The organism is Nocardia sp. NPDC004278 (assembly GCF_053602975.1).
Map to the genome: position 1 here is coordinate 266,703 of NZ_JBSGEQ010000005.1, position 22,228 is coordinate 288,930.

The following is a 22,228-nucleotide window of genomic DNA, read 5'->3' on the forward strand; positions in this document are numbered from 1 at the left end:
TGAAACAATATGGACCGACGGTCAACTTTGTCAATGAAAGTGGTGGAATGACCGACGAACGTCCGAGGGAACGCGCGGATGCCGCACGGAACCGGCAGGCGATACTGGCCGCGACCGCCGCGCTGCTCGTCGAACACGGTGCCGACGCGCTCACCATGGATCGGGTCGCGGCCGCTGCCGGGGTCGGCAAAGGCACGATCTTCCATCGCTTCGGCAATCGCGCCGGATTGCTGCACGAACTGATCGCCGAGGGCACATTCGCGCTGATGGACGCCGTGCGGACCGGACCGCCGCCGGTGGGACCAGGGGCGCCGGCCGGGGAGCGGCTGGTGGCCTTCTTCGAGGCATTCGTCCGATTGATGACCGACAACATCGAGTTGACGGTTGCCTACCTACAGGGCCCGCCGCATCCACGGGCCGCCGAGATCCACGAATTCTGGGACGCGCATATCATCGCGCTGCTGCGGGAGGCCCGCCCGGATCTGGATGCCGAGGTGGTGGGCAGGTTGCTGCTCGGCGCGTTGGGCGGTGAACAGGTGCCGCGACTGGCGCGTGCGGGGGAGACCGGTCGCCTGCTCGCGGCGGTTCGTCAACTGGTCGAATCGGTGGTGCGAGCGTAGCGACTGCTTGCAGGTCGCTCGAAATGGAGCGTAGCGACTGCTTGCAGGTCGCTCGAAATGGTCAGCGCTGATCCCGCGCGAGGATGGCGTCGAAACGTTCGTCGGCGCTATCGAGCTGGTGCAGGATTCGGCGTTTGACGTGCTCGGCAAGCGGCGTGTCCTGGCGGGTCACGAGTTCGCGATAGATATCGGTGAGCGGGCGGTATTTGGTGGCGAGTTTGCGCATTGCCGGACTGTCGGCATACAGGATGCCGACACCGTTATCGGTGAAATCGGAGAGTTTGACGATGCGAGCCCAGGGCGCGCGATCAAGATTGGCCGCGACGTGTTCCCGGTATTGCTCGTGCCGATCGACAGCCGGATCCGGTTCGGGATTGGTGACGGCGGCGACGAGTTCGGCGACACGGGCACCGAATCGCGCGGAAAGTTCGGCGAGTGCGGCATCGGTCGGTGAGCCGGGCCGGGCTCCGGCCAGCTCCACGGGATGATCCTCGACCGAATCATGCAGCAGTCCGGCCGCGATGACGTCCGGGTCGCGCACCTCGTAATGGCTGACGATACGAATCGCGACGCGCAATAGGTGACTCAAATACGGTTCACGCCCGTAACGATCATCGCGATGCAGTTCGGTCGCCAGATCCAGCGCGGCGGTGAGACGCTCGGCGTCGGACAGTTCGGCGATTTCGAAAAGGAGTCGTTCACGCAGTCCGGATTCGCCGTAGACCTCGCTGATCGTATGTAGCGGCATCACGGCCAGAACCCCCGCCCCAGGATTGCTCATAACGCCAATCTATCGGGGCGGGCCGGTCGGCGCTGTGCTCTGGAACACTGTTCATCTCGATTGCCCGCGAAATAATCCGTTGCCGCTCGCGGGCGGCCGTGGTCTCCTTGGAACGCACGCGAGGCGGACTGGAGGTGAACGTGGCCGCGCAATACAAACGGCCGCGCCCGGGTTCGGCCACCGACAATATGTTGAAACTGCATCGGCGCACCATGGTGCTCGATGGGCGCGTGTACACGGTGCTGAGCCTGCGCCCCGGCAGCGATTTCCGCTTCGCCACCAATCGTTTTCACGACACCTGGCATGTGCTCTCCGATTGGCGCGGTGCGCGGGTGCTCGCCCGGCTGCTGTGGGGGCTGGCCTATCAGCGACGGCCGGGCACGCTCGTGGTGATCGATCCGGCGCATCTGGATCCGAATCCGTTCGATGCCGCGCCCTCGGATCCGATTGTGCTGGTGCCCTCGGATCTGACCGTATTCACCCGCGCCGCAGCCATCGGCCTGCGCAGGCGGCTGCCGTTCCGCGATGGTTCGCAGGGGACCGTCCGCTGGCAGAGCTTCGGACTGGACGCCGCGGTGGCCGAACTGCGGGAGTGGCGGGCGAAGGGGCCGGGGGAGCGGGACTGGAATTTCATTGATATCCCCACCGGATGGGAACGGGTCGATCGCATCGGCGGCCTGGTGACGATTTTCGGGGCAGCCGCTCAGCTGCGTTCGTGGGGGACCATGCTCGCGACGCTCGGCACCTATGCGTACTACGGCATGGACTATGAGTACCTGGATGAAGACCGCAATGGTGAGGTGCAGATCTTCCGGCAGTATCGCCGGAATGTGAATGTCGCACGCCAGGCCCGCGCCGAGGTGCTGGCCCGGCGGGGCGGCCGCGCGCCGACGGAGGAGGTCCAGCGGGCGATCTGGTCGCATGCCGCGACCGTTCGCCGACGTCGTTTTCCGACCCCTGAACAACGCACTACCGCGGAACCGCTCGCGCCGAACTGATCATGCGAAGGGGCAGCGTCGCCGCTGCCCTTTCCGTGCGGCTATTTCGCCTGCGGAACCAGCGTGTTCTGCCTGGCCGCGGTCCACCACCGACCGTTCTCCTGCACCAGGACGTACAACGCGATCATGGCGTGATCGAGATCGATCAGTGCACCATCGGCAGTTGTCGCACGCGCGACCTTGTGCGCGATCGCGATGTCGGGCCGCAGGAAGACGATGTCGGCGACGTCGTAGCGGACGTACTGATCCTTCAGGAATCCCGCCAGTCCCTGTCGATTCGCCTCGAGCAGTGCATCTTTGCCGACCATGAGGGCACCGACCGCATTGACCACCGCCGCATTGGCGGTGAAGTCGGCGGTCATCAATTCGGCGTCATTGGTGTTGTACGCGGTCTGGACATTGGCGATGATCTGCTCGATCGCGGCGATATCGTCGGCGTGGTCGACCGTGTTGTCCTCGACCACCGGCTGAATTGTCTTTGCGCTCATGCAGATCAGCTTCTGATCTCAACCGTGGTTGAGGTCAACAAATCGTCGGCCGCGTCACTCAGCGGACGCCGCGCGGCCGGAATTGAATGCTGATCCGCGGGCCGGTCGGCTTGCGCGTCTTCGGTACCGCATGCTCCCAGGTGCGCTGGCACGAGCCGCCCATCACCAGCAGATCGCCGTGGCCGACCTGATATCGAATGCTCGCGCCGCCCCCGCGCGGTCGCAGCAGTAGCGCTCGCGGCGCACCGATCGAAACGATGGCCACCATGGTGTCGTCGGTCGCCCCGCGTCCGAAAGTATCGCCATGCCAGGCCACGCTGTCGCGCCCGTCGCGGTAGTAGCAGAGTCCCGCGGTGCGGAACGGCTCGCCGAGCTCGTCGCGGTAGTGCGCACTCAATGCCGCCCGCGCCTCGTCCAGTGACGGGTCCGGCAGCGTCGCACCCTCCTCGTAGAAGTGGAGCAGCCGTGGCACATCCACCACCCGGTCGTACATCGGCCGCCGCTCCGCCTGCCATGACACCCCGGCTACCAGCCGCTCGAACAGCACATCCGCCCCCGACAACCACCCGGGCAGCACATCCACCCATGCCCCATGGGTCAATATCGTCCGTCGAATGCCGGTAAGGCTTCCGACCGCGATCTCGCCGAATCCGTCGAGCAGCGATCCTTGCAGCGGTGTCGACATGCCGCCGAATCTACGCCGCTTCGAACATATGTGCTAGCGAGAAATGGACATCAATTCAGTTCTTGGTGAGGATGTCCTTGGCGATATCGACGGCTTCGGTGTAGCACTCGTCATCGGTGAGCGGGAGATCGCCCATCATGGCGGTGCTCCAGCTGATGGCGAGGAGGGCTTCGCGGGCCCGGAAGACGGCGAGGGCTGGGCGGTCGGTACCGGCCATGAGGTCGGCGAGGACGCGGAATTGGTAGCGCATGCTGGAACCGAAATCGAGCTGGCGGAAGGCGGGCTGGTTTTCGTGCCAGAAGCGCACCATCGGGCGGCCGATGCCGTGCAGGAGGGCGCCGTAGCGGGTGAGGATTTCATTGGCTCGATCCGGGCCGGATGGTGTGCTCTCGGCCCAGGTCACGATGTCGTCGATACCGCGGCGCAGGTCGTCGGAGAGGCTGGCGACGATGTCTTCCTTGGTGCGGAAGTGGTAGTAGAGCGCGGCCTTGGTGACGCCGAGGCGGTCGGCGATCTCGCGCAGGGATGTCTTCTCATAGCCGCGCTCGGAGAACAATTCCATTGCGACCGAACGAATTCGCTCGCGCGTATCGCTGCGACGTCCGTCCATGGCGTCCTTCCCATTTTTGCTTGACGACCGGCTAGCAGAAGCCTAGCGTCCTCGCTGTATCCGGATTACTAGCCGGGCGGCAAGTTAACTATTGGGAGATACCAATGACCGAAACGCATCCGAAGGTGCCGATGGCGGGTGTGGCGTTGACCGCGATCGGAGTCGCGGTGATCCGAGCCAAGGAATCCGCGCGGCCGGACCGGCTGTACGACGATCCGTTCGCGCGGTTGTTCGTGGATGCCGCGCGCCGCGCCTATGACGACGTCGACGGGGGCGCGGAGCGCTGGGTGCGGCTCGAAGAGATCGCGGAGACGTTCTTCGAGGGCCGCACGGTCGGTGTCCGGCTCGTCGATGACCGGGTCGCCGAGGCGATCGAACAGGGGATACGCCAAATCGTGCTGATCGGCGCGGGTCTGGACACCAGAGCATTTCGCATGCCGCTGCCCGCCGACGTGCGAGTGTTCGAGATCGATCTGCCGGAGCTTTTCGCATTCAAGGAGCCGGTCCTCGCCGCGGCGCAGGCGGTACCGCGCTGCGAACGCGCGGTGCTGGCTACCGATTTGCGCGAGGACTGGGCAAAGTTGCTCGGTGAGTACGGGTTTCGGCCGGAACTGCCGACGCACTGGGTGGATGAGGGCGTCCTCGGCTATCTGACCCACGAATATGCGCTGCACGTGGTCACCACACTGACCGAATTATCCGCTCCGGGAAGCCGTTTCGGCGTCAGCCGCTTCGCCGTCGACGAAAATGCCCGACCCTATACCGAACTCAAACGGCTGGTCCGTGGCGATGATGGTGTGGACCGGCCGCGCACCGGCCTCGGGGCCGATGCCAGAACCTGGCTGGACGAACACGGCTGGCGCACCGAATTCCACAGTTGGGACGATATGGTCGCAGCCTTCGACCGGCCCGTGGCGTTGCACGATCCGGAGATCGGAGTCGTTGTCGCGGTGCGTGAGCCTTAACGGCGTCGATTGCGTCGCGCTGTCCGGAATGCCCGAAGGATCCGAAACGTGTGGGCGACCGGCGCACCGGGCTCGGGTGGCCCCGCTCACAGCGGGATATGCCTGGTTAAAGCCGGGTAATCGGCGCTGCTAGGCTGCATGCCGTAAGACATCCTTTAACGGACCGTCCGGTGAGGCGGGGAAGGAGGTCGGCATGGCCGTGCCCGAGGAACGGGCCGCCAAGTCCGGCGCTGCCGAAACGTCGCAGCGACACACCCCGGAGTGGGTGAGCGCGGGACGTGAGCTGTTGTCTCCTTCCGACGTCGGCCGGACCATCGCGCGCATCGCGCATCAGATCATCGAGAAGACCGCGCTGGATTCGGGCGAGCCGGACGTACCGCGCGTGGTGCTGATCGGCATTCCTACCCGCGGCACCACGCTCGCCGCGCGGCTCACCGACAAGATCGAGGAATTCTCCGGCGTACGCCCGGCACTGGGCTCGCTCGATATCACCCTCTATCGCGACGATCTGCGCAGCCGCCCGCACCGACCGCTGGAGCGCACCTCCGTCCCGGATGGCGGTATCGAGGACGCACTGGTCGTGCTGGTCGATGACGTGCTCTTCTCCGGCCGCACCGTTCGCTCCGCCCTCGACGGTCTGCGTGATCTCGGCCGCCCCCGCGCCGTCCAACTCGCGGTGCTCATCGACCGCGGTCATCGCGAACTCCCCATCCGCGCGGATTTCGTCGGTAAGAACGTGCCGACCTCCCGCAGCGAGGACATCTCTGTACTGCTCACCGAACACGACGGCCGCGACGGCGTCTACTTGCATCAGGAGGAAGCGCAGTGAACCGGCTCGCCGGATCCGACCCCGGCCTCGACCAGCGAATTCGCGGTCGTCGCGTGGTGCGGGAGGTGGCGGCGTGAAGCATCTGCTGACGGTGACCGACCTGAGCCGCGCCACTGCCACGGAACTGCTCGACGAGGCCGAACGCTTCGAACAGGCGCTGCTCGGTCGCGAGGTGAAGAAGCTGCCGACCCTGCGCGGCCGCACGGTGATGACCGTCTTCTATGAGAACTCGACGCGCACCCGAGTGTCCTTCGAGGTCGCGGGCAAGTGGATGAGCGCGGACGTGATCAATGTCAGCGCCAGCAGCTCGTCGGTCTCCAAGGGCGAATCGCTGCGTGACACCGCGCTCACCCTGCATGCCGCCGGTGCCGATGCGCTGATCGTCCGGCATCCGGCTTCCGGTGCCGCACACCAGATCGCGCGGTGGATGGATGCCTGGGCCGCGGCCGAGGGCCGCTCCGGTCCGGCGATCATCAATGCGGGTGACGGCACCCATCAGCACCCCACTCAGGCACTGCTCGACGCGCTGACCCTGCGGCAGCGTCTCGGCGATATCGAGGGCAAGCGCGTCGTCATCGTCGGCGATATTCTGCACAGCCGGGTCGCGCGCTCGAATGTGTTCCTGCTGAACACCCTCGGCGCAGAAGTGGTACTGGTCGCGCCGCGCACGCTGCTGCCGGTCGGCGCGGAAACCTGGCCAGCGCGGATCGCACACAGCCTGGACGCCGAATTGCCCGGTGCGGATGCGGTGCTCATGCTGCGGGTGCAGCAGGAGCGGATGAACGGCGGATTCTTCCCGTCGGCCCGCGAATACTCGGTCAACTACGGCCTGTCCGAGCGCAGGCTCGCGATGCTGGACGCGGACGCGGTGGTGCTGCATCCCGGCCCGATGCTGCGCGGTATGGAAATCGCCTCGCCCGTGGCGGATTCATCGCAGGCGGCGATCCTGCAACAGGTCACGAACGGAGTGCATATGCGGATGGCCGTGCTGTTCCGGCTGCTGGTCGGTACCCAGGAGGCTGCCGCATGAGTCTGCTGCTGAAGGGTGTTCGGCCGTACGGCGAGGGCGAGCCGATCGACGTATTCGTGCGCGACGGCATGATCGCCGCCATCGGCACCGATCTCGACACCGGCGAGGACACCGAGGTCATCGACGCGCAGGGCCAGATCTTGCTGCCCGGGTTCGTCGATCTGCACACCCATTTGCGCGAGCCGGGCCGCGAGGACACCGAGACCATCGAAACCGGTTCCGCCGCAGCGGCACTCGGCGGTTACACCGCGGTCTTCGCCATGGCCAATACCAATCCGGTGGCCGATTCGGTGGTCGTCACCGATCACGTGTGGCGGCGCGGCCAGGAGATCGGCCTGGTCGATGTGTATCCGGTGGGTGCGGTCACCGTCGGCCTGGAAGGTAAGCAACTCGCCGAAATGGGCACCATGGCCGCCGGAGTCGGCGCGGTGCGCATGTTCTCCGATGACGGCCACTGCGTCTACGACCCGCTGCTCATGCGCCGCGCGCTGGAGTACTCGAACTCCCTCGGCGTATTGATCGCCCAGCATGCCGAGGAGCCGCGCCTGACCAAGGGCGCTGTCGCACACGAGGGTCCGACCGCGGCCCGCCTCGGCCTGGCCGGTTGGCCGCGCGCCGCGGAGGAGTCGATCGTCGCGCGCGACGCATTGCTGGCCCGCGACGCCGGCGCCCGCGTGCACATCTGTCACGCCTCCACCGCTGGCACCGTCGAGCTGGTGAAATGGGCCAAGGCGCAGGGCATTTCGATTACCGCCGAGGTCACCCCGCACCATCTGCTGCTCGACGATTCGCGCCTGGAGACCTACGACGCGGTCAATAAGGTGAACCCGCCGCTGCGCGAGGTCTCCGATACCGTCGCACTGCGGCAGGCGCTGGCCGAGGGGATTGTCGACTGCGTCGCCACCGACCATGCCCCGCATGCCGAACAGGACAAGTGCTGCGAATTCGCCGTCGCCCGCCCCGGCATGCTCGGCCTGGAGACCGCGCTGTCGATCATCGTGCAGACCATGGTCGAACCCGGCCTGCTGGACTGGCGCGGCGTCGCCCGGGTGATGAGCGAGCGTCCGGCCGAGATCGTCGGACTCGACGGGCACGGTCGCCCGATCGAGGTGGGCGAACCGGCCAATCTCACGCTGGTCGATCCGGATACGACCTGGACCGTGCGGGCCGCCGAGCTCGCCAGCATTTCGAATAACACGCCGTTCGACGATATGACGTTCCCGGCTCGGGTGACAACGACGTTGCTGCGAGGCCGGGTAACCGCCCGTGAGGGCAAGGCGGTGGGAGGTCCGTAAGTGGAAAGAACGCTGTGGGTGGTCGGGCTGCTCGTACTGTTCGCCCTGTGCATCTGGCTGATGTATCGCGGCTGGCAGAACCGCGCCGCACGCCAGGTGGCACGCATCGGTGAACTACCGCATGTGCCGGGTGATCTCGGCGCTCAGGTGCTCGAGCCGACCACCGGGCTGTATCTCGGCAGCACCATCGCGCCCAGCTGGCAGGACCGGATCACGGTGGGCGACTTGGGTTTCCGGGCCACGGCGGAACTCACGCGGTTCGAACGGGGGATTCTGCTCGAGCGCGACGGTGCGACGGTGCTGTGGATTCCGCAGGAATCCATTACGGCTGTGCGGACCGAACGCGGACATGCGGGCAAGGTGATGACGGAAGATGGAGTGCTGGTAATTCGCTGGAAGCTGCCGACCGGAACCGAGATAGATACCGGTTTCCGAGGTGACGACAAGACGGTGTACCCGGCGTGGGCCAGGGCGATGACGGGAGACGACGAATGAATGCAGGATCGCGGAGCGATTCGACGGGGGGCGGTGGCCGGGTGGCGGGAGGGCAAGAACAGGCAGCTTTGGTGCTCGAGGACGGCCGGGTTTTCCGCGGCACGGCCTTCGGCGCTGTTGGCGAAACACTCGGTGAGGCGGTGTTCTGCACCGCGATGACCGGGTACCAGGAGACCCTCACCGACCCCAGCTATCACCGCCAGATCGTGGTGGCCGCGGCCCCGCAGATCGGCAATACCGGCTGGAACGACGAGGACGACGAATCCGCCAAGATCTGGGTCGCCGGATACGCGGTCCGCGACGCCTCGCGGGTCGCGTCGAACTGGCGCTCCACCGGCACCCTGCAGGACCAGCTGGACCGCCAGCACGTCGTCGGCATCGCGGGCATCGACACCCGCGCGCTGGTGCGCCACCTGCGCACCCGCGGTTCGATGAAGGCGGGCATCTTCTCCGGCGCGGCGCTGGCCGACGCCGATGAATTGCTGGCCCGCGTCAACGGCCAGCCCTCGATGCTCGGCGCCGACCTGGCCGAAGAGGTCAGCACCGACGCGCTGTACACGATCGAACCGAGCGGTGACCGGCGCTTCACCGTGGTCGCGGTCGATCTCGGCATCAAGACCAACACGCCGCGCATGTTCGCCCAGCGCGGCATGCGGGTGCACGTGGTGCCCTCGACCGTCACCCTGGACCAGATCCGGGAGCTGAAGCCGGACGGCGTCTTCCTGTCCAACGGTCCCGGTGACCCGGCCACCCAGGACGGTGCGGTCGCGATCACCCAGGGGGTGCTGGAGCAGGGCCTGCCGCTGTTCGGCATCTGCTTCGGCAACCAGATCCTCGGCCGCGCCCTCGGCCGCAAGACCTACAAGATGAAGTTCGGCCACCGCGGTATCAATATCCCGGTTGTCGAGCACGGGACCGGGCGGATCTCGATCACCGCGCAGAACCACGGCTTCGCACTGGAAGGTGAGCGGGGCGAGCAATTCGACACCCCGTTCGGCAAGGCCGAGGTGAGCCACATCTGCGCCAATGACGGCACTGTCGAGGGCGTCCGCCTGGTGAACGGCCGCGCGTTCTCGGTGCAGTACCACCCGGAGGCCGCCGCCGGACCCCATGACGCCGCCTATCTCTTCGACCGTTTCGCCGGTCTCATGGAAGGAGCCTGATGCCTCGCCGCGAGGATCTGAAGCACATCCTGGTGATCGGCTCTGGCCCGATCGTCATCGGCCAGGCCTGCGAATTCGACTACTCCGGCACCCAGGCGTGCCGGGTGCTGCGGGCCGAGGGCCTGCGGGTATCGCTGGTGAACTCCAACCCGGCGACCATCATGACCGACCCGGAATTCGCCGATTCCACCTATGTGGAGCCGATTACGCCGGAGTTCGTCGAGAAGGTCATCGAAAAGGAGCGCCCCGACGCCATTCTCGCCACCCTGGGCGGGCAGACCGCGCTGAACACGGCCGTCGCCCTGCACGAACGCGGTGTGCTGCAGAAGTACAACGTCGAGCTGATCGGCGCCGACTTCGAGGCCATCCAGCGCGGTGAGGACCGGCAGAAGTTCAAGGACATCGTCGCCAAGGTCGGCGGCGAGAGCGCGCGTTCCCGGGTCTGCCACACCATGGAAGAGGTCCGCGACACCGTTGCGGAACTGGGCTTTCCGGTGGTCGTGCGGCCGTCGTTCACGATGGGCGGCCTCGGCTCGGGCATGGCCTACAACCATGAGGACCTCGATCGCATCGCGGGCGGCGGTCTGGCCGCCTCGCCCACCGCGAATGTGCTCATCGAGGAATCCATCCTGGGCTGGAAGGAATACGAACTCGAGCTGATGCGCGACGGCCGCGACAATGTCGTGGTGGTCTGCTCGATCGAGAATGTGGACCCGATGGGCGTGCACACCGGTGACTCGGTCACCGTCGCCCCGGCCATGACCCTCACCGACCGCGAATACCAGCGGCTGCGCGACCTCGGCATCGACATTCTGCGCGAGGTCGGCGTCGACACCGGCGGCTGCAATATCCAGTTCGCGGTGAACCCGGCCGACGGGCGCCTGATCGTCATCGAGATGAACCCGCGGGTCTCGCGCTCGTCCGCATTGGCTTCCAAGGCAACGGGTTTCCCGATCGCCAAGATCGCAGCCAAGCTGGCCATCGGCTACACCCTGGACGAGATCGTCAACGACATCACCAAGGAAACCCCGGCCTGTTTCGAGCCGACCCTGGACTATGTGGTCGTCAAGGCACCGCGGTTCGCGTTCGAGAAGTTCCCGGGTGCCGATGCCACGCTGACCACCACCATGAAGTCGGTCGGCGAGGCCATGTCGCTGGGCCGCAACTTTGCCGAGGCGCTCGGTAAGGTGCTGCGCTCGCTGGAGACCAAGGCCGCGGGCTTCTGGACCCAGGACGACGGCAAGTGGACCGATACCGAAGCCGTCCTGGAAGACCTGCGCACCCCGACCGAGGGACGCATCTACCAGGTCGAGCGTGCGCTGCGGCTGGGGGCCAGCATCGCGGACGTTGCCAAGGCTTCCGGTATCGACCCCTGGTTCGTCGCGGAAGTGGCCGGGCTCGTCGAACTGCGCCGGGAGGTCATCGACGCACCCGTGCTCGACGAAGCGCTGCTGCGCCGCGCCAAGCACTACGGCCTCTCCGATCGCCAGATCGCCGCGCTGCGACCGGAATTGGCGGGCGAGACCGGCGTGCGCGCCCTGCGTCACCGGCTCGATATCCGTCCGGTCTTCAAGACCGTCGACACCTGCGCCGCCGAATTCGAAGCCAAGACGCCTTACCACTACTCGACCTACGAACTCGACCCCGCCGCCGAGTCCGAGGTCGCGCCGCAGCGCGAGCGCGAGAAGGTGATCATCCTCGGTTCGGGCCCGAACCGCATCGGTCAGGGCATCGAGTTCGACTACTCGTGTGTCCACGCGGCGCAGACGCTGTCGCAGGCCGGGTACGAGACGGTGATGGTCAACTGCAATCCGGAGACCGTCTCCACCGACTACGACACCGCCGATCGGCTCTACTTCGAGCCACTGACCTTCGAGGACGTGCTCGAGGTCTACCACGCCGAAACCGAGTCCGGCACCGTCGCCGGTGTGATCGTGCAGCTCGGCGGGCAGACCCCGCTCGGGCTGGCGCAGCGCCTCACCGACGCCGGTGTACCGGTGGTCGGCACCAGTGCCGCCGCCATCGACCTGGCCGAGGACCGAGGCGAATTCGGCGATGTGCTGGTCGCCGCGGGTCTGCCCGCGCCGAAGTACGGCACCGCGACCACCTTCGCGCAGGCCAAGAAGATCGCCGCGAGCATCGGCTACCCGGTGCTGGTGCGCCCGTCCTATGTGCTCGGTGGGCGTGGCATGGAGATCGTCTACGACGAGGCCTCGCTGGAGGGCTACATCTCCAGGGCCACCGAGCTCAGCCCGGAACATCCGGTGCTGGTCGATCGCTTCCTGGAAGACGCCATCGAGATCGATGTCGACGCGCTCTGCGACGGTGACGAGGTCTACCTCGGCGGTGTGATGGAGCACATCGAAGAGGCGGGCATCCACTCCGGCGACTCCGCCTGCGCGCTGCCGCCGATCACCTTGGGCCGCAGCGATATCGAGGCGGTGCGCCGCTCCACCATTGCGCTTGCCAAGGGCATCGGCGTCAAGGGCCTGCTCAATGTGCAGTACGCGCTCAAGGACGATGTGCTCTACGTGCTCGAGGCGAATCCGCGGGCGAGCCGGACGGTTCCGTTCGTATCCAAGGCCACGGCGGTGCCGCTGGCCAAGGCGGCCGCGCGGATCACCATGGGCGCGACCATCGCCGAACTTCGCAAGGAGGGCATGCTGCCCGCCGAGGGCGATGGCGGCCACGTGCCGCTCGACGCGCCGGTCGCGGTCAAGGAAGCGGTACTGCCGTTCCACCGGTTCCGCAAGGCCGACGGCAGCGGTGTGGATTCGCTGCTCTCGCCCGAAATGAAGTCCACCGGTGAGGTCATGGGCATCGACGCCGATTTCGGCACCGCCTTCGCCAAAAGCCAGTCCGCGGCCTACGGTTCGCTGCCGACCGAGGGCACCGTCTTCGTCTCGATCGCCAACCGGGACAAGCGCGCGATGGTGTTCCCGGTCAAGCGCCTCAACGATCTCGGCTTCCGGATCCTGGCTACCGAGGGCACGGCGGAAATGCTGCGCCGCAACGGAATTCCCTGCGAACAGGTGCGCAAGCACTCCGAGGACGGTCCGGCCGACCAGCCAACCATTGTGGAGCAGATCCGCGACGGTGAGGTCGACATGGTGTTCAACACCCCCTATGGCAACTCCGGGCCGCGCGTGGACGGCTACGAGATCCGCACCGCTGCGGTGGGCGTGAACATCCCGTGCATCACCACGGTGCAGGGTGCGGCCGCCGCGGTGCAGGGCATCGAGGCGAGTATCAACGGCGGCATCGGGGTGCGCTCACTGCAGGAACTGCATTCGGTGCTGCGTGGCTGAGGCGGCGACGGACGAGGGAGGTGCGGCGATGAAGACATTCGGTGCCCGATTGCAGCACGCCATGCGGCATTTCGGGCCACTGTGCGTCGGCATCGATCCGCATCCGGGCCTGCTCGAGTCCTGGGGCCTCACCGACGATGTCGACGGTGTCGAGAAGTTCGCCGAGATCTGCGTCGAGGCCTTCGACGGTGAGGTCGCGCTGATCAAACCGCAGGTCGCCTTTTTCGAGGCCTACGGTTCCGGTGGCATCGCGGTGCTGGAGCGCACCATCGAGGTGCTGCGCGCCTCGGGCACCCTGGTGCTGGCCGACGCCAAACGCGGCGATATCGGCTCCACCATGGCCGCCTACGCGCGCACCTGGCTCGCCGACGGCCCGCTCGGATCGGATGCGGTGACGGTCTCGCCGTATCTCGGATTCGGTTCCCTCGCACCGGCTTTGACGCAGGCGCAGGCGAACGGCCGCGGTGTCTTCGTGCTCGCCGCCACCTCGAACCCCGAAGGTGCGCAGGTGCAACGGGCGCTGGCGGCGGACGGTCGCACGGTGGCGCAGACGATGGTCGACGCGGCGGCGCAGTGCAATGCGGGGCAGGAGTTCGGTTCGGTCGGCATTGTGCTCGGAGCCACACTCACCGAGGCGCCGGACCTCGCGGCGCTCAACGGTCCGATCCTGATGCCGGGCGTGGGCGCGCAGGGCGGCGGCCCGGAAACCGTGCGTGAGCTGGTCTCGGATCAGCAACTGCACGCGGTTGTGCCGAATGCCTCGCGCGAGGTGCTGCGCCACGGCCCGTCCGTATCGGCACTGCGTGCCAAGGCGAGCGCATTGCAGGAGGAGTTCGCCTTCCTGCGGCGATAACGCGGCAATGATGACGGTGGACCGGCGCTTCGGCGTCGGTCCATTCTGCATTTCCGGGGTGGGGGTGTCGGCTGAGCGGAGATGACGTGTCATATCGAACAGCTGTGCGCCCCGCTGCGCCGTTTTCCCCGCCATCTGGCACACCGATGGCCGACCCGGCGTTCTGATCGATCACGGGCCGCGCTGGCACGGCACAGAGTGCCGCTCATGCCCACCGTGCCACTCTTCGAGCGATCGCTGGTAGGGCCGGAAGACTCGAAATCGGTCGATTCGCGCGTCCGACACGCGCAAGAACAACGCGACACGCGGAAAAATCCGAGAAACTTCCAGGTCGGACGAGCGACCGGTTGCTGGCGCGGTGCGGGTTGTCGCCGCTATCGCTCCGCTAACCGAGTGAATCGATGAAAAACCCCTGCTCGTGGGGCATTTCGAGCTTTCGGCGGTAGGATCACCGCAGCGATCGACGCGCTGTGCGCATCCCGCCGCGCCCACCCCTACGATATCGGCGAATCATGCGCTGACCTGGGGGGTGGGTTCGCAATCGAAGAACGTCGTGGGTACGGTCGCTGGGACTGCTGGGTTACCGGCAGGAGTTGATGCAATGAACGATGAGACGGAGGAACCGTGGCCCTTCCCCAGCTGACTGACGAGCAGCGCGCCGCTGCTTTGGAGAAGGCGGCTGCCGCTCGCCGTGCTCGGGCGGAGCTCAAGGAGCGCCTGAAGCGTGGCGGCACCGACCTGAAGCAGGTCCTCACCGACGCCGAAACCGACGAGATCCTCGGCAAGATGAAGGTGTCGGCTCTGCTGGAGGCCCTGCCCAAGGTGGGCAAGGTCAAGGCGGCGGAGATCATGAGCGAGCTGGAGATCGCCCCCACCCGGCGGCTGCGCGGACTGGGTGATCGGCAGCGCAAGGCGCTGCTCGCCCGATTCGACTTCGCCTGACCACCAAGGTGGTCGAAAACACGCGGAAGGGTCGACTGGTTGTACTGGTCGGCCCCTCGGCCGTGGGTAAGTCGACCGTGGTCCGTTGCGTCCGCGAGCGACTTCCCCAACTGGTCTTCAGCGTGTCGGCGACAACCCGGGCCCCGCGGCCCGGGGAGGTCGACGGCCGCGACTACCGGTTCGTGTCCCGGCCGGAGTTCGACGCCATGATCGAGGCGGGCGAACTTCTCGAATGGGCCGATATCCACGGGGGACTTCAGCGCTCCGGCACCCCAGCCGAACCGGTGCGTACCGCAATGGCGGCCGGTCTGCCGGTGCTCGTCGAGGTGGATCTCGAGGGTGCGCGGTCGGTGCGCAAGGCCATCCCGGAGGCGCTGCTGGTCTTCCTCGCCCCGCCCAGCTGGGACGAATTGGTATCCCGGCTGACCTCGCGCGGTACCGAATCGCCCGAGGTGATCGCACGCAGGTTGGATACCGCCAGGACCGAATTGGCGGCCTGTGACGAGTTCGACATCGTCATAGTGAACGACGAGGTGACCAGCGCCTGTGAGCAGTTGGTATCGTTGTTCGTTAGCACAAATTCGAGTTCGTGACAGGCACACGCTCGAAATAACCCAGCCCGAAGAACCGATCCCCGCAGGAGCCCACACAAGTGAGCAGTACGGACATCAAGCCCGCGCCCGCATACGACACTCCGGTCGGCCTCACCAACCCGCCGATCGACGAGTTGCTGGAGCGCACCTCGTCCAAGTACGCGCTGGTGATCTACGCGGCCAAGCGGGCCCGCCAGATCAATGACTACTACAACCAGCTCGGCGACGGCATTCTCGAGTACGTCGGTCCGCTGGTCGAGCCGGGTCTGCAGGAAAAGCCGCTCTCGGTCGCGATGCGGGAAATCCACTCCGACCTGCTCGAGCACTCCGAAGGCGAATAGCAGGCTCGTCGAACTCCCCGCTCAGGCGGGGATCACCCACCGGAGGGGTAGTGACCACACGGATCGTCGTCGGCGTCGGCGGCGGAATCGCCGCTTATAAGGCTTGCTCGATCGTGCGCCGGTTCACCGAAACCGGGCACCAGGTGCGGGTGATCCCCACCGAGTCGGCGCTGCAGTTCGTCGGCAAGGCAACGTTCGAGGCACTGTCCGGGAACCCGGTGCACACCGATGTGTTCACCGATGTACCCGAGGTGCCGCATGTGCGGTTGGGCCAGGAGGCGGACCTAGTGGTCATCGCCCCGGCGACCGCCGATCTGATGGCGCGTGCCGCGCACGGCCGCGCCGACGATCTACTCACCGCCACGCTGCTCACGGCCCGATGTCCGGTGATGTTCGCGCCCGCGATGCATACCGAGATGTGGGAGCATCCGGCCACCGTCGCCAATGTCGCGGCGCTGCGCTCGCACGGTGCGATCGTCATGGAACCCGCGTCGGGCCGGTTGACCGGCGCCGACACGGGTCCCGGCCGGTTGCCCGAGCCCGAGGAGATCTTCGGGCTCGCGACGCTGCTGCTGGAACGCGCCGACGCCATCCCGCGTGATCTGGTGGGCCGCCGCGTGGTCATCACCGCGGGCGGAACCAGAGAACCGCTGGATCCGGTGCGTTTCCTGGGCAATCGCAGCTCCGGCAAGCAGGGCTACGCGCTGGCGCGGGTCGCCGCGCAGCGCGGTGCCCACGTGACGTTGATCGCGGGCAATACGATCGAGATGGCCGCACCCGCCGCCGTCGATCTGGTGCACATCACCACCGCTGAACAGCTCAAGACCGCCGTCGAGAAGCATGCGCTCGGTGCGGACGCGGTGATCATGGCCGCCGCCGTCGCCGATTTCCGGCCGACAACGGTGGCCGCGGCCAAGATCAAAAAGGGTGCACACGAGCCCGATATGATCCCGCTGACCAGGACCGACGATATTCTCGCCGGGCTGGTCCAGGCGCGCCGCGATGGCCAACTGCCCGGAACCGCGATCGTCGGCTTCGCCGCCGAGACCGGTGACGAGCACGGCGATGTGCTCACGCACGCGCGGGCCAAACTGGCGCGTAAAGGCTGCGATCTGCTGGTCGTCAACGCGGTCGGCGAGGGCAAGGCGTTCGAGGTCGATACCAACGACGGCTGGCTACTCGGCGCCGACGGCACCGAACAGGCGCTCGATCACGGGTCGAAGGCGTTGCTCGCCAGCCGGGTGCTGGATGCGCTCGGTCCGCTGCTGCGCTGAGACCCGGTGCGGTGCTTGGAAATACCTGCACCGAAAACATTTGGTGGAAGCGCCGCCGATGCATGGTTAGGCTGGTGGTCGACCGCAACCCGGACTGGTCGACGTGTTGGAGGCTGGAGCCCCGGCCCGACACGTTGACGGATTCAATAGTCTGAGACAGTTGCCTGTCGTCAGCTCCATCGTGTCGGTGGTTTGGAATAGTCTGAGATGAAGGATTGTGTGGTGGACGCATCGCGTTACCGTCGCAATTCGATACGAGTAACCCGTTGAGGGAGAGGGAAGAACTGTGCCCACGTCTGGCAGCCGCCTTTTCACCAGTGAGTCCGTGACCGAAGGTCATCCGGACAAGATCTGTGACGCCATCAGCGATTCCATCCTCGACGCCCTGCTCGCGGAAGACCCGCGTAGCCGGGTCGCGGTGGAAACCCTCGTGACCACCGGTCAGGTCCACGTGGCGGGTGAGGTCACTACTTCGGCCTATGCGGATATTCCCAAAATCGTCCGTGAAAAGGTCCTGGAAATCGGATACGACTCGTCCGCAAAGGGTTTCGACGGCAATTCCTGCGGTGTGAATATCGCGATCGGCGCGCAGTCGCCGGATATCGCGCAGGGCGTGGACACCTCGCACGAGGCGCGCACTGCCGGATCCCATGACGAGATCGAACGACAGGGCGCCGGTGACCAGGGCCTGATGTTCGGCTACGCCAACACCGACACCCCCGAGCTGATGCCGCTGCCGATCGCGCTCGCGCACCGCCTCTCGCGTCGGCTGACCGAGGTTCGCAAGTCCGGTGTGCTGCCGTACCTGCGTCCCGACGGCAAGACTCAGGTCACCATCGAATATGACGGCGACCGCCCGGTCCGCCTGGATACGGTGGTGATCTCCACCCAGCACGCCGCCGATATCGACCTGGACAACCTCCTGGCACCCGATATCCGCGAGAAGGTCGTCGACGCGGTGCTCGCCGATCTCGACCTGCCCGCGCCGCTGGATGTCTCCAATATTCGTCTGCTGGTGAACCCCACCGGCAAGTTCGTGCTCGGTGGTCCGATGGGTGATGCCGGTCTGACCGGTCGCAAGATCATCGTCGACACCTACGGTGGCATGGCCCGCCACGGTGGCGGCGCGTTCTCCGGTAAGGATCCGTCGAAGGTGGACCGCTCGGCCGCCTACGCCATGCGCTGGGTTGCCAAGAATGTCGTCGCGGCCGGACTTTCCGACCGGGTCGAGGTTCAGGTCGCCTACGCCATCGGTAAGGCCGCACCGGTCGGTCTGTTCGTCGAGACCTTCGGCACCGAGAAGGTCGACCCGGCGCGCATTGCCACGGCCATCACCGAGGTCTTCGACCTGCGGCCCGGCGCGATCATTCGCGATCTCGACCTGCTGCGGCCGATCTACGCGCCGACCGCCGCATACGGCCACTTCGGCCGCACCGACATCGACCTGCCCTGGGAGCACACCGACCGCGCCGACAAGTTGCGCGCGGCTGTAGGACTGTAGGCACATCGGGGTCCGCGTGCGCGAACCCACAACGGACCTCTCCGCCATGGCTTCCGCCGACGCCGGTGCCGCAGTCATGGCAACGCACGATTCGATAACAGCGGGACATCCGATCGCACGGGTGCTCCCGCTGTTGTCGCCTGCGCACCTGGACCGCGACTTCGACTACCTGGTGCCCCCGGAACTGGACGAACTCGCCCAACCCGGCGTTCGGGTCCGCGTCCGTTTCGCGGGCCGCCTCGTCGACGGCTACATCCTGGCCCGCCTGTCGCACAGCGACCACACCGGGAAAATTGTCAAACTCGAACGCGTGGTCTCCGCCGAACGCGTCTTGACCCCGGAAATCCTTCGGTTGGCCACCTCGGTAGCCGCCCGCTACGCGGGCACCCGCGCCGACGTCCTGCGCCTCGCCATCCCGCCCCGCCATGCGCGCACCGAGAACGGTGGCCCGAAGAAGTCAGCCGAATCCAAAGAGCCGCAGCAGGATTCGGCCACGCCTCCGCGTCGAGCCGCCAAAACCAGCACCTTGCGCGCGCCGTTGGACAGCGAACTCGTCGACGATCCCACCGCGGAATCGAGTGCATCCGTCCCCGATGCGCCATCCGCCGCTGCCCGACGCGACGCACCGTTGGGTGCCGACCCGCAACGGGCCTCCTCCGATTCGGGGTCATCAGAGGCGGCCGGGACCGACTCCGCCCCCTCCGCCGTTGGAGTAGATGCACCAGCCGCGGTCACTGGTTCACTCGATGCGACGCCGAAGGCTGACGGCGGAGGTGCATCAGCGGGTGCGATCGATTCCGCTGCGGCGGTGAATGCGGTAGCGGCGCTGACTGATTCGCCGGATGCGCCCGCGACCGGCTCAGCACCGGGGGCGCCGCGAACCGACTCTGGCGTGGGGGTAGATGCCGCAGCGGCGGTCGGTGATTCCTTCGATGCGCGGCCAATGGGTGACACAGTGGGCGCACGGGCGGATGTGAGCGAGCCCGTTGCGCAGGTGAATGTGATGGCAGCGCAGGCTGGTTCGCCGGTTGCACCGGCGAGCGGTCCGGCGCTCGGGGCGGCGGGGACCGACTCTGCCGAAAAGGTAGATGCTGCAGCGGCGGTTGCTGATTCGTTCGATGCGCCGGTGGAGGCTGACGCAGGAGGTGTATCGGCGAATGCGAGCGAGTCAGCTGCATCGGTGAATGCGGTAGTGGCGCTGGCCGGTTCGCCGGTTGTACCGGTGAGTGGCCCAGCATCTGGGGTGGGGGCGGTCGACTCTGCTGCCGAAGCTGTGGGGGTGGATGCTGCAGTGGGGGTTGGTGATTCATTCGAAGGGCGGTCGGCGGCCGACGGAGAAGGTGCACAGGCGGATGTGAGTGAGTCCGTTGCGGTGGTGAATGTGGTGGCGGCGCTGGCTGATTCGCCGGATGCTCCGGTCGCGGGCGGACCAGTGTCCGCGGTGGCGGGGACCGACTCTGCCGATTCCGCCGTACGGGTGGATGCCGCGGCTGTGGTCGCGGAATCGTTCGATGCGTCGCTGGCGGCTGACGCTGTCGGTGCGGCGGCGGATGGGGTCGAGCCCGCCATGCCGGTGAATGCGGTAGTGGCGGTGACCGATTCGGCGGATGCTCCGGTGGCGGGCGGCGGGAAGGCACCCGGCGCGCACCGTTCGTCCGATACCGCGGTGGGCACAACCGTGGGGGGCAGTGTGGAACCGGATGTGCAGGGTGCTGGTGCGCGCCGCGAATCGGGGGGACTGTCCGGGGCTGTTGCGGTGAATTTGGATGCGTGGGAGCGGTATGTCCACGGGAGGGCGTTTGTCGGTGCGCTGGGGCAGGGGAAGGGGGTGCGGGCGGGGTGGCAGGCGGTGCCGGGGGAGGATTGGGCGCGGCGGTTGGCGGAGTTGGCCGCGGTGGTCGCGGGGCGGGGGCGCAGTGCGATTCTGATGGTGCCGGATCAGCGGGATCTGGATCGGGTGTTGGCGGAGTGTGTTCGGCTGGTTGGGGATTCGGCGGTCGGATTGGCGGCGGGGTTGGGTCCGGCGGCACGGTATCGGCGGTGGCTGGCTGCATTGCGGGGGAGCGCGCGGGTAATTGTCGGGACCCGGAGTGCGGTCTTCGCGCCCGCTCATGATCTGGGGTTGATCGCGATCTGGGATGACGGTGACGACACCTATGCCGAGCCGCGTGCGCCGTATCCGCATGCGCGAGAGGTCGCGATGCTGCGGGCGCATGAGACCGGGGCGGCATTCGTTGCGGGGGGATTTGCGCGGACGGCGGAGATCCAGGCCGTGGTGGACTCGGGGTGGGCGCACGATCTGATCGCCGATCGTGCCGTGGTGCGCAAGCTTTCGCCGCGGATCAGTGCACCGGGTGACTCCGATATCGCGATGGAGCGCGATCCCGTCGCGCGGGCCGTTCGCATTCCCGCGGTGGGATATGCCGCCGCGCGATCGGCGCTGAAGGAGGGGGCGGCGGTCCTGGTGCAGGTGCCGCGGCGCGGGTATATTCCGGCGCTCGCCTGTGCGAAATGCCGTACGCCCGCGCGATGTCGGCACTGCAACGGCCCACTTGCCCTGCCGGATGGGCGAGCCGGGCATCGCGGCGAGACCGCGCACAGTCCGGCATGCCGGTGGTGCGGTATCACCGAGGCCGCATTCCGTTGTCCTGCCTGCGCTTCCAGGGCGCTGCGCGCGGTGGTGATCGGCGCGGCGCGCACCGCTGAGGAACTCGGTCGCGCCTTTCCCGGCGTGCCGATTCGCGGATCCAGCGGCGGCGCGATCCTCGATACGGTGGAACCGGGCCCGCAGGTGATCGTCGCGACCGTCGGCGCCGAACCGGTGCTGCCCGGTGGCTACGGTGTTGCGCTGCTGCTCGACGGCTGGGCCCTGCTCAGCCGCGCGGACCTGCGCGCCGGCGAGGACACGCTGCGCCGGTGGATGTCGGCAGCGGCCCTGGTCCGCAACCACGGCCAGGTCATTGTCATGGCCGAACCCTCGCTGCCGACCGTGCAGGCATTGCTGCGCTGGGATCCGGTCGGCCATGCCCGTGCCGAGGTGGCGAGCCGCGCCGAGGTCGGCTTCCCACCCGCGGTCCGCATGGCCGCCATCGACGGCACTTCCGACTCGATCGCCGAACTGCTCTCGGCCGCAAAGCTTCCGGATAGTGTCGACCGACTCGGCCCGGTGCCACTCCCGCCCGGCGCCCGCAAACCCTTCGACAGCGGCGATTCTCCTGCCGAGGTCGAGCGCATGCTGCTGCGCGTCAACCGCGCCTCGGGTGCCGCCCTCGCCCGCGCCCTCACCGCCGCCCAGGCCATCCGCAGCACCCATCGCTCCGACGCCCCCCTCCGCGTCCAAATCGACCCGGTCGACATCGGCTGACACTCGCCCGCCATTTGCTGCGTGAACTGTCGCCGACGTGCCGACTTGTGCCGACCGACCGTGGTGCCGTGCCTGCTGTGGTTGAGTGGGGCG

20 protein-coding genes are annotated in these 22,228 nt (G+C 67.0%); 16 read left to right on the plus strand and 4 right to left on the minus strand.

All coding sequences use genetic code 11. From position 1 onward, the window contains the following. Positions 1 to 47 precede the first annotated feature (47 nt). The gene (locus tag ACWEO2_RS10420) at positions 48 to 620 is read left to right on the plus strand and encodes a TetR/AcrR family transcriptional regulator (RefSeq protein WP_452405033.1); all 573 of its coding nucleotides are present in this window, start codon (positions 48 to 50) and stop codon (positions 618 to 620) included. A gap of 61 nt (positions 621 to 681) precedes the next feature. Here the strand turns inward: ACWEO2_RS10420 and ACWEO2_RS10425 are convergent, their stop codons facing one another. After that, complete coding sequence (locus tag ACWEO2_RS10425) at positions 682 to 1,401, minus strand: HD domain-containing protein (protein WP_452405034.1); 720 nt, start codon at positions 1,399 to 1,401, stop codon at positions 682 to 684. A 107-nt stretch (positions 1,402 to 1,508) separates the two neighbouring features. Here ACWEO2_RS10425 and ACWEO2_RS10430 point away from each other — a divergent pair, with 107 nt between their 5' ends. Then, complete coding sequence (locus ACWEO2_RS10430; protein ID WP_452405035.1) at positions 1,509 to 2,399, plus strand: hypothetical protein; 891 nt, start codon at positions 1,509 to 1,511, stop codon at positions 2,397 to 2,399. 41 nt (positions 2,400 to 2,440) lie between these two features. Here ACWEO2_RS10430 and ACWEO2_RS10435 read toward each other — a convergent pair whose 3' ends face one another. The 3 genes from ACWEO2_RS10435 to ACWEO2_RS10445 are packed head-to-tail and all read right to left on the minus strand — an operon-like array spanning position 2,441 to position 4,182. Beyond that, positions 2,441 to 2,887, minus strand: coding sequence for an SgcJ/EcaC family oxidoreductase (locus tag ACWEO2_RS10435; protein ID WP_452405036.1), 447 nt, complete (start codon positions 2,885 to 2,887; stop codon positions 2,441 to 2,443). 58 nt (positions 2,888 to 2,945) lie between these two features. Then, the gene (locus ACWEO2_RS10440; protein WP_452405037.1) at positions 2,946 to 3,572 is read right to left on the minus strand and encodes an alpha-ketoglutarate-dependent dioxygenase AlkB; all 627 of its coding nucleotides are present in this window, start codon (positions 3,570 to 3,572) and stop codon (positions 2,946 to 2,948) included. Positions 3,573 to 3,627: 55 nt separating this feature from the next. Continuing rightward, positions 3,628 to 4,182, minus strand: a complete 555-nt coding sequence (locus ACWEO2_RS10445) for a TetR/AcrR family transcriptional regulator (RefSeq protein ID WP_452405038.1) — start codon at positions 4,180 to 4,182, stop codon at positions 3,628 to 3,630. Between the two features lie 104 nt (positions 4,183 to 4,286). Between ACWEO2_RS10445 and ACWEO2_RS10450 the strand changes: the two genes are divergently transcribed. The 14 genes from ACWEO2_RS10450 (at position 4,287) to ACWEO2_RS10515 (ending at position 22,135) form a co-directional block, all read left to right on the plus strand. Next, positions 4,287 to 5,147 carry an SAM-dependent methyltransferase gene (locus tag ACWEO2_RS10450; protein ID WP_452405039.1) on the plus strand — a complete coding sequence of 287 codons (861 nt, stop codon included), beginning with the start codon at positions 4,287 to 4,289 and terminating at the stop codon, positions 5,145 to 5,147. A 193-nt stretch (positions 5,148 to 5,340) separates the two neighbouring features. Next, positions 5,341 to 5,976: a bifunctional pyr operon transcriptional regulator/uracil phosphoribosyltransferase PyrR gene (gene pyrR / locus ACWEO2_RS10455; RefSeq protein WP_354950858.1), complete on the plus strand. Its 636-nt coding sequence runs from the start codon at positions 5,341 to 5,343 to the stop codon at positions 5,974 to 5,976. 73 nt (positions 5,977 to 6,049) lie between these two features. Then, a complete protein-coding gene (locus ACWEO2_RS10460; RefSeq protein ID WP_354950860.1) occupies positions 6,050 to 7,006 on the plus strand; it encodes an aspartate carbamoyltransferase catalytic subunit in 957 nt (318 codons plus the stop codon). Continuing rightward, the gene (locus ACWEO2_RS10465; protein ID WP_354950862.1) at positions 7,003 to 8,301 is read left to right on the plus strand and encodes a dihydroorotase; all 1,299 of its coding nucleotides are present in this window, start codon (positions 7,003 to 7,005) and stop codon (positions 8,299 to 8,301) included. The genes ACWEO2_RS10460 and ACWEO2_RS10465 overlap by 4 nt, the downstream gene beginning before the upstream one ends. Beyond that, positions 8,302 to 8,796 carry a PH-like domain-containing protein gene (locus ACWEO2_RS10470; RefSeq protein WP_354950864.1) on the plus strand — a complete coding sequence of 165 codons (495 nt, stop codon included), beginning with the start codon at positions 8,302 to 8,304 and terminating at the stop codon, positions 8,794 to 8,796. A gap of 41 nt (positions 8,797 to 8,837) precedes the next feature. After that, positions 8,838 to 9,959, plus strand: a complete 1,122-nt coding sequence (carA, locus tag ACWEO2_RS10475; RefSeq protein WP_452405040.1) for a glutamine-hydrolyzing carbamoyl-phosphate synthase small subunit — start codon at positions 8,838 to 8,840, stop codon at positions 9,957 to 9,959. Continuing rightward, entirely contained in the window at positions 9,959 to 13,267 is a 3,309-nt protein-coding gene (gene carB, locus ACWEO2_RS10480) for a carbamoyl-phosphate synthase large subunit (protein ID WP_452405041.1), read from the plus strand. The genes carA and carB overlap by 1 nt, the downstream gene beginning before the upstream one ends. Positions 13,268 to 13,295: 28 nt before the next feature. Continuing rightward, a complete protein-coding gene (pyrF, locus tag ACWEO2_RS10485) occupies positions 13,296 to 14,120 on the plus strand; it encodes an orotidine-5'-phosphate decarboxylase (RefSeq protein ID WP_452405042.1) in 825 nt (274 codons plus the stop codon). Between the two features lie 624 nt (positions 14,121 to 14,744). Further along, positions 14,745 to 15,062, plus strand: coding sequence for an integration host factor, actinobacterial type (mihF, locus tag ACWEO2_RS10490; protein ID WP_062993489.1), 318 nt, complete (start codon positions 14,745 to 14,747; stop codon positions 15,060 to 15,062). 8 nt (positions 15,063 to 15,070) lie between these two features. Next, complete coding sequence (gene gmk / locus ACWEO2_RS10495; RefSeq protein WP_452405043.1) at positions 15,071 to 15,655, plus strand: guanylate kinase; 585 nt, start codon at positions 15,071 to 15,073, stop codon at positions 15,653 to 15,655. A gap of 59 nt (positions 15,656 to 15,714) precedes the next feature. Continuing rightward, on the plus strand, positions 15,715 to 15,996 hold the full coding sequence (rpoZ, locus tag ACWEO2_RS10500) for a DNA-directed RNA polymerase subunit omega (protein ID WP_040692158.1): 282 nt from the start codon (positions 15,715 to 15,717) through the stop codon (positions 15,994 to 15,996). A 50-nt stretch (positions 15,997 to 16,046) separates the two neighbouring features. Continuing rightward, on the plus strand, positions 16,047 to 17,270 hold the full coding sequence (gene coaBC, locus ACWEO2_RS10505; protein ID WP_452405044.1) for a bifunctional phosphopantothenoylcysteine decarboxylase/phosphopantothenate--cysteine ligase CoaBC: 1,224 nt from the start codon (positions 16,047 to 16,049) through the stop codon (positions 17,268 to 17,270). 286 nt (positions 17,271 to 17,556) lie between these two features. After that, positions 17,557 to 18,771, plus strand: a complete 1,215-nt coding sequence (gene metK / locus ACWEO2_RS10510) for a methionine adenosyltransferase (protein WP_354950878.1) — start codon at positions 17,557 to 17,559, stop codon at positions 18,769 to 18,771. 76 nt (positions 18,772 to 18,847) lie between these two features. Further along, a complete protein-coding gene (locus tag ACWEO2_RS10515; RefSeq protein ID WP_452405140.1) occupies positions 18,848 to 22,135 on the plus strand; it encodes a primosomal protein N' family DNA-binding protein in 3,288 nt (1,095 codons plus the stop codon). The last annotated feature ends 93 nt before the right edge of the window (positions 22,136 to 22,228 follow it).

Coding starts and splice junctions, on each gene's coding strand:
- ACWEO2_RS10420 (WP_452405033.1), top strand. CDS start 48: ATGACCGACGAACGTCCGAGGGAACGCGCGGATGCCGCACGGAACCGG.
- ACWEO2_RS10425 (WP_452405034.1), bottom strand. CDS start 1,401: ATGAGCAATCCTGGGGCGGGGGTTCTGGCCGTGATGCCGCTACATACG.
- ACWEO2_RS10435 (WP_452405036.1), bottom strand. CDS start 2,887: ATGAGCGCAAAGACAATTCAGCCGGTGGTCGAGGACAACACGGTCGAC.
- ACWEO2_RS10440 (WP_452405037.1), bottom strand. CDS start 3,572: ATGTCGACACCGCTGCAAGGATCGCTGCTCGACGGATTCGGCGAGATC.
- ACWEO2_RS10445 (WP_452405038.1), bottom strand. CDS start 4,182: ATGGACGGACGTCGCAGCGATACGCGCGAGCGAATTCGTTCGGTCGCA.
- ACWEO2_RS10450 (WP_452405039.1), top strand. CDS start 4,287: ATGACCGAAACGCATCCGAAGGTGCCGATGGCGGGTGTGGCGTTGACC.
- pyrR (WP_354950858.1), top strand. CDS start 5,341: ATGGCCGTGCCCGAGGAACGGGCCGCCAAGTCCGGCGCTGCCGAAACG.
- ACWEO2_RS10465 (WP_354950862.1), top strand. CDS start 7,003: ATGAGTCTGCTGCTGAAGGGTGTTCGGCCGTACGGCGAGGGCGAGCCG.
- carB (WP_452405041.1), top strand. CDS start 9,959: ATGCCTCGCCGCGAGGATCTGAAGCACATCCTGGTGATCGGCTCTGGC.
- pyrF (WP_452405042.1), top strand. CDS start 13,296: ATGAAGACATTCGGTGCCCGATTGCAGCACGCCATGCGGCATTTCGGG.
- ACWEO2_RS10515 (WP_452405140.1), top strand. CDS start 18,848: ATGGCAACGCACGATTCGATAACAGCGGGACATCCGATCGCACGGGTG.